This window comes from Amphritea sp. (genome assembly GCF_016744155.1).
In the GTDB taxonomy this organism is placed as follows: domain Bacteria; phylum Pseudomonadota; class Gammaproteobacteria; order Pseudomonadales; family Balneatricaceae; genus Amphritea.
In genome coordinates, this window is record NZ_JADGEW010000024.1 from 64,947 (window position 1) to 71,057 (window position 6,111).

Here is a 6,111-nt window from a genome sequence, read left to right on the forward strand (position 1 = left end):
GATGATTGCGATAGATTACGGTTGTAATTTAAATAGGAACAGGTATAAAAAAAATATAGTTAATAGGTACAGTTTGGGGAGGTGATACACGATGGCATCTGAATATCTCTATCAACGGCTGGAAAGCTGGCTTTTAAAGGGTATCGAGGAGCACCGCTGGCTGATGGGGGATCGCTTACCTTCAATTCGCGAACTGTGTAAACAGCATTCGCTGTCTAAAGCGACGGTACAGCATGCCCTTCAACGACTTGAAGTGCAGGGGCTGCTTGAGGCCAGGCCTAAAGCGGGCTACTTTGTAACCCTACATGCGAAGACAGTCAAAGAACCGACCAGTCGTTCACGTATTGAAGCGCCTAAACCGGTAACGGTTAGTGAGTTGCTGTTAGATATTATGCGCCGTAGTGCTGCGTTTGATCTGTTACCAGATCTGCATGCGGGTGAATTGCCAGCTGGCATCGTCACGCTGAATCGTTCTGTCGCCAGAGCGCTGCGGCGCCAACGGGGTGATGACTATCAATACTATGATACGCCCGCCGGTGATATTGGTCTGCGAGAACAGTTAGCGCTGCATATGTTGCGCAGAGGCTGGCAGGTCGATATTGACGAACTGTGCATCACATCCGGGTGCCAACACGCTCTGTTTTTGGCGCTGATGGCTACTTGCGAAAAGGGTGATGTTGTTGCGGTTGAATCACCCGGATTTTACGGTGTACTGCAGTTGCTTGAACACTTGGGTCTACAGGTTGTTGAGGTGCCCACGTCGGTCTCTACGGGGATGGATATTGAAGCACTGGAAGAGGTGCTAAAACGCTGGAAAGTTAAAGCCTGTGTCGTTTCCCCCGCGTTCGCAACGCCCGGTGGCGCACTGATGCCGAAAGATGCCCGTGTCAGGTTATTAGCCCTGGCTGAGTATCATAATCTGGCCATTATTGAGGATGATATTTACGCCGATACCGCCCTGGGGGTAGTGCCTGATCCTCTTAAGGCGTTAGATGAGCATAACCGTGTGATCCTCTGTAGTTCATTCTCAAAGTCTTTGTCCCGTGATCTTCGACTGGGCTGGATCTCAGGTGCCCGTTGGCACGCAAAGATCATCAACCTTAAACTGGTTACCCAACTAACCAGCAGTCGCTATTTACAGCAGGGTGTCGCAGAGTTTATGGCAGATGGTAGTTTAACTGCTCATCTGCGCCGTCAGCGCAACGAACTTCGAGAACGGCGTGACAAGCTCATTGCGCATCTGCGAGCCTGGCCTGGTGATTTAAGGATAAGTCTGCCACAAGGTGGGTTAGCCGTTTGGGTTGAACTACCAGAAGTGGTCGATACGTTGGAAGTTTATCCTGAAGCGCTGGATAGGGGAGTGGTGATTACCCCCGGCCCGCTGTTCTCTGTATCGGGACAGTTCAGAAACTGTATGCGTCTGAGTTATTCCCATCCCTGGGATAAACCCCGGGTTGCCGCACTGAATCTGTTGTCGGAAGTGTTAGTACTGAAAAAATAATCTGTATCGATTAAAGATTAAAAAATTGAGCCTGTGTCTAGTTTGTGCGTCGGTATACCCTGAGCGGCTATAGTGGCTAAACGAGTACTGATGCTGTGTACAAATATGATGAATATGATCGGGCGCTGGTTCAGGCGCGAGTTGGGCAGTTCCGCGATCAGGTATCCCGACGTCTATCAGGGGAGCTGAGTGAAGAGGAGTTTCTCCCTCTGAGATTGCAAAACGGCTTATACCTGCAGAAACAAGCGTACATGCTGAGGGTGGCTAATCCTTACGGTACCCTTTCCGCAGATCAACTGCGGGTTTTAGCGCGCATAGCCAATGAGTTTGACCGAAACTATGGGCATTTTACTACCCGCCAGAATATACAATTTAACTGGATTGAGCTGGAGCAAGTTCCTGATATCCTGCAGTTGCTGGCGGATCATGATATGCACGCGATCCAGACGTCAGGTAACTGTGTCCGTAATATCACCACCGAAGCATTTGCAGGGGTTGCCGGTGATGAAGTGATGGACCCCCGTCCCATGGCTGAAATTATCCGACAGTGGTCTACTGTTAACCCTGAATTTCTATTTCTTCCGCGCAAGTTTAAGATCGCAATCTCATCGTCTGAATGTGATCGTGCTGCGGTTCGTTCCCACGATATAGGGCTTTATCTCTATCGGGATGAGAATGGTGAGATGTTGTTTGATGTCATGGTTGGCGGCGGGCTGGGTAGAACCCCAATCCTAAATGAACTGGCGAAAAAAGCACTGCCTTGGCAGCATATCCTGACCTACACTGAGGCTGTTTTGCGTGTTTATAATCGCCATGGTCGCCGGGATAATAAGTACAAGGCAAGAATAAAAATTCTGGTGAAAGCGCTGGGGGTAGAAGCATTCGCACAGGAAGTTGAGCGCGAATGGGAGCTAATCAAAGACAGTGATGCTGAGTTGACGCCCAGAGAATACCAGCGCGTGGCCACAGGATTTGAACCGCCGGCCTATGAACAGTTAAATACAATCGATTTAGAATATGGTGCCTGGCTGGCCCGTGACCCTGAGTTTGGTTTATGGGTGAAGACGAATACGCAGCCCCATAAAGTAACAGGTTATGCTTCGGTTGTTTTGTCGACAAAGCCCGGTAGCAACTCGCCTCCCGGTGATGTCACTGGCAATCAGATGCATGCTGTGGCGGATTTGGCAACGCGCTATGGCTTTTCTGAAGTCCGCGTCTCTCACGAGCAGAACCTTGTGCTGCCGGATATTCGCAAACAAGATCTCTATTCGTTATGGAAAAAACTCACAAAACTCAACCTAGGGACGCCAAATGTAGGTTTGTTGACTGATGTGATCGCTTGTCCTGGTGGTGATTATTGTGCCCTGGCGAATACCCGTTCACTGCCTGTCACTCGTGCAATACAGGATCGTTTTGATAATATCGATTTTCTGCATGACCTAGGTGATCTGACGTTGAATATTTCCGGCTGCGTAAACGCTTGTGGCCATCATCACATAGGTAATATCGGCATACTGGGTGTGGATAAAAAGGGTGAGGAATTTTTTCAGGTAACCATTGGTGGTGCGCAGGGTAAAAACAGCTCACTGGGTAAGGTTATCGGGCGTGCATTCAGGGTTGAAGAAGTGCCTGAAACGATAGACCGCTTACTGCAAACCTATCTGGATTATCGAGAGGTGGATGAATCGTTTATCGGCATGGTGAATCGAGTCGGCCTTGAGCCGTTTAAAGAGCGGGTATATCAAACTAATGTTAGCAAAATGGCTGCGCTGAGTAGTGACACAGAAGTAAATATTGAGACGAAAACCGGGGTACCTGTATGAAAAATACTATCGGTACGGTAAAGGGTCACGCTGGTGTGTTGCATGATGATCCCTGGTCTTTGATGGACGATGAAGCCCTGGATAAAAACGATGATCAAAACAGCCGCTATCAAATACTATCACTGGAGTCTCTGTTTGCGTTAGAGGAGACCCAAGAGAACCAACAAAGACCGTATGGTGTCATACTTCATCCGGATGATGACCCTGAAGTTCTGCTTCCCTGGCTAGATTCTTTAACCTTGATAGCGCTTCAATTCCCCCGCTTTAGCGATGGCCGTGCTTATACTCAGGCGTACCTTTTACGGGGCCGGTATGGGTATAAAAATGACCTGCGTGCCGTGGGTGATGTATTAAGAGATCAGTTAGCAGCGATGCGCCATTGTGGTTTTACGTCGTTCGCTGTGCGTGAGGATAAGCCGCTGACGGATGCGCTTAAAGGGTTAAATGGGTTTGATATGATCTACGCACGCTCGGTGACCCATCCGGAACCGTTATTCCGGCGTAGGCATCTACGGCTGTAAAAGCTTGCCGGATTTTTATCAGATGGGATGGAGCTGGGTATACGCTTACGTTGGCACTGCCAGTTATGGGCTATCCATCCCTGTCCCAATAGGCGATCCCACATTAACTCTTGGCACCGCTTTCATCGTTTCTTGGGGTATTCCGATAAAGCCTTAAACCGAGCAGTAGTCCCAGGCTAAATAGAATCAAATAGCCACCCACCATAGGGTAGAGAGTATTATTATAAAGCTGCCCAATAATGACTCCGGGGATTACCCCCAGCACTGTCGATAGTGAACTAACCAGGCCAGCGCCAATACCCGCTATATGTCCTAAGGGTTCCATCGCAAGTGCGCTGAGATTACCGAACAGTAAGCCGACCGAAAAGAAAACCAGTAACAGATAACAGATGAGCGTTATCAACGGTGGATGTCCATCAAACCAGTAAACCACCGGCAAATATAGTAGAGAAAGCGTTACGATTGAACCTAGCGAAATCAAAGACAATAACTGCATGCCAAATCGACTTAACAAGCGGGCATTGACCAGAGTCGATACCCCAATGGCGGCGGCTAGCCCACCAAAATAGATTGGGAACTGCTCTGCTAGCTGATACTGCTGTTGGAGAATAGGTTGAGCTAGATTGAGGTACCCCATAAAAGCACCAAAGACTATACCTGATAGCAAGGTATAACCCATAGCAACGGGATGAGTCAGCACTTCTTTACTGCTGTTAAAAAGGTACTCGAAAGTCATCGGCCGACGTTTTTCCGGGACCAGCGTTTCTGGCATTCGCAGACTAAACCAGATACTCAAAACGACAGCCAGTATAAGAAAAATTATAAAAATAGAGCGCCACTCACTGACCATCAGTACGAGCTGCCCCAGTCCGGGGGCCAGTACGGGCACCAATATAAAGATAGTCATCATGAATGACATAACACGGGCCATCGCCTTACCTACGTAAAGGTCCCGAATCAGTGCAATAGAGACCACTTTCGGGCTGGCTACACCCAGCCCTTGCAGAAAGCGACCAAACAGAAATGTATTATAATCACTAGCGAAAATAGAGATCAGATCGCCAACAATAAACAGCCCCATACCTATTAGAATGGTGGGTTTACGACCAATACTGTCTGACAGAGGCCCATAGAAAAATTGCCCGAATGACAGACCTACAAAAACCATGACCACTACAAGCTGAGTGTCATTAGTATCCGTTACATTAAAGTCCGTACCTATTTGCGGTAACGCAGGTAGCATTGCATCTATCGCTAACGCGATCATAGAGGTAAGCAACGCAACCAGGATGACAAATTCTTTGAAGTGGTATCCAGACCGGCTATCTAATTCAGGCATTACATATACCAACTAAAATTTTACAGAAAGTATGAGGAAGTTATAGGAAGCAGAACCACTCTGTAATCAACCACATGGTTTAAGGCGTTTGAGATTAAGCCCTGCTTTTAGAACGATATTGCTCATCAAAGCTTTTCGATCGTATCATTATCAGATTTCAATTTTTTTATGATTGTCTAAAGCGCTCCCAGACTGCTCTGAGTTAGCGAGAAAGCCCGCTATGCAACTTGTCGCACAAACGCTTTAACGTTATGCCTTCTTCTTCTGAGATAGAGATTTTACAGCTCATCGCCTCAGATACTTTCAATGCCTGCTGCTTTAAAGCCTTACCTGATTGAGTCAGACGTACAATGCATGAACGTTCGTCCTCTTTACAACGCTCTCGCAAAACCAGCCCCTTTGCTTCCATGCGTTTAAGCAAGGGGGTTGTTGTGCCTGAATCCATGTGTAGCTTTTCACCTAATGTTTTCACATTAAGAGCATCGCCATTCCAGAGCACCAGCATGGCTAAAAACTGTGGATAGGTAAGATCCAGATTATCCAGTACTGGCCGATAGGCACGCACCATCGCGTTTGCTGCGCTGTAAAGAGAGAAACAGGTAAGGTTTTCTAGCTGCAACGAAGACTCATTCAATTCTGTAGTCATTAGTTTATTCCTAATTATTATATATAGATTGTTCGCAATTAACTTGCGCGCTAGTCTAATTCAGAATAGTATTGCTCGCAAGTTGGTTGTACGCAAGTTAATTGTGCTCAACTAATAACCAGATCTTAGCATGAATATATGATTGCACCAATATTGAGGAACTAACCATGAAAGTACTAATAACTACAATCGCTCTGACTTCTGCACTGGCTGCTGGCGCAGCTTCAGCATCAACTAACTTCGAACTGGGTCAGCTAGGCGGTGGTACTACCATTCAGACC

The 6,111-nt window shown here is 47.4% G+C and carries 5 protein-coding genes; 3 read left to right on the forward strand and 2 right to left on the reverse strand.

What is annotated here, in order from left to right:
- The first annotated feature begins 91 nt into the window (after positions 1–91).
- From QZZ54_RS15805 to QZZ54_RS15815, 3 genes are all read left to right on the forward strand, one after another.
- Positions 92–1,501: a PLP-dependent aminotransferase family protein gene (locus QZZ54_RS15805; protein WP_290704001.1), complete on the forward strand. Its 1,410-nt coding sequence runs from the start codon at positions 92–94 to the stop codon at positions 1,499–1,501.
- 95 nt (positions 1,502–1,596) lie between these two features.
- Positions 1,597–3,324, forward strand: a complete 1,728-nt coding sequence (locus QZZ54_RS15810; protein ID WP_290704004.1) for a nitrite/sulfite reductase — start codon at positions 1,597–1,599, stop codon at positions 3,322–3,324.
- Positions 3,321–3,845, forward strand: a complete 525-nt coding sequence (locus tag QZZ54_RS15815) for a DUF934 domain-containing protein (RefSeq protein ID WP_290704007.1) — start codon at positions 3,321–3,323, stop codon at positions 3,843–3,845. Before QZZ54_RS15810 ends, QZZ54_RS15815 begins: the two co-directional genes overlap by 4 nt.
- A 103-nt stretch (positions 3,846–3,948) precedes the next feature.
- Here the strand turns inward: QZZ54_RS15815 and QZZ54_RS15820 are convergent, their stop codons facing one another.
- Positions 3,949–5,184 (reverse strand): multidrug effflux MFS transporter, encoded by a 1,236-nt coding sequence (locus tag QZZ54_RS15820; protein WP_290704010.1) that lies wholly within the window; start codon positions 5,182–5,184, stop codon positions 3,949–3,951.
- 202 nt (positions 5,185–5,386) lie between these two features.
- Positions 5,387–5,830, reverse strand: coding sequence for a MarR family transcriptional regulator (locus tag QZZ54_RS15825; protein ID WP_290704012.1), 444 nt, complete (start codon positions 5,828–5,830; stop codon positions 5,387–5,389).
- Positions 5,831–6,111 lie beyond the last annotated feature (281 nt).

What these genes read in the sequence shown, in the direction of transcription:
- QZZ54_RS15805 (WP_290704001.1), top strand. Translation starts at nt 92, where the DNA reads ATGGCATCTGAATATCTCTATCAACGGCTGGAAAGCTGGCTTTTAAAG.
- QZZ54_RS15815 (WP_290704007.1), top strand. Translation starts at nt 3,321, where the DNA reads ATGAAAAATACTATCGGTACGGTAAAGGGTCACGCTGGTGTGTTGCAT.
- QZZ54_RS15820 (WP_290704010.1), bottom strand. Translation starts at nt 5,184, where the DNA reads ATGCCTGAATTAGATAGCCGGTCTGGATACCACTTCAAAGAATTTGTC.
- QZZ54_RS15825 (WP_290704012.1), bottom strand. Translation starts at nt 5,830, where the DNA reads ATGACTACAGAATTGAATGAGTCTTCGTTGCAGCTAGAAAACCTTACC.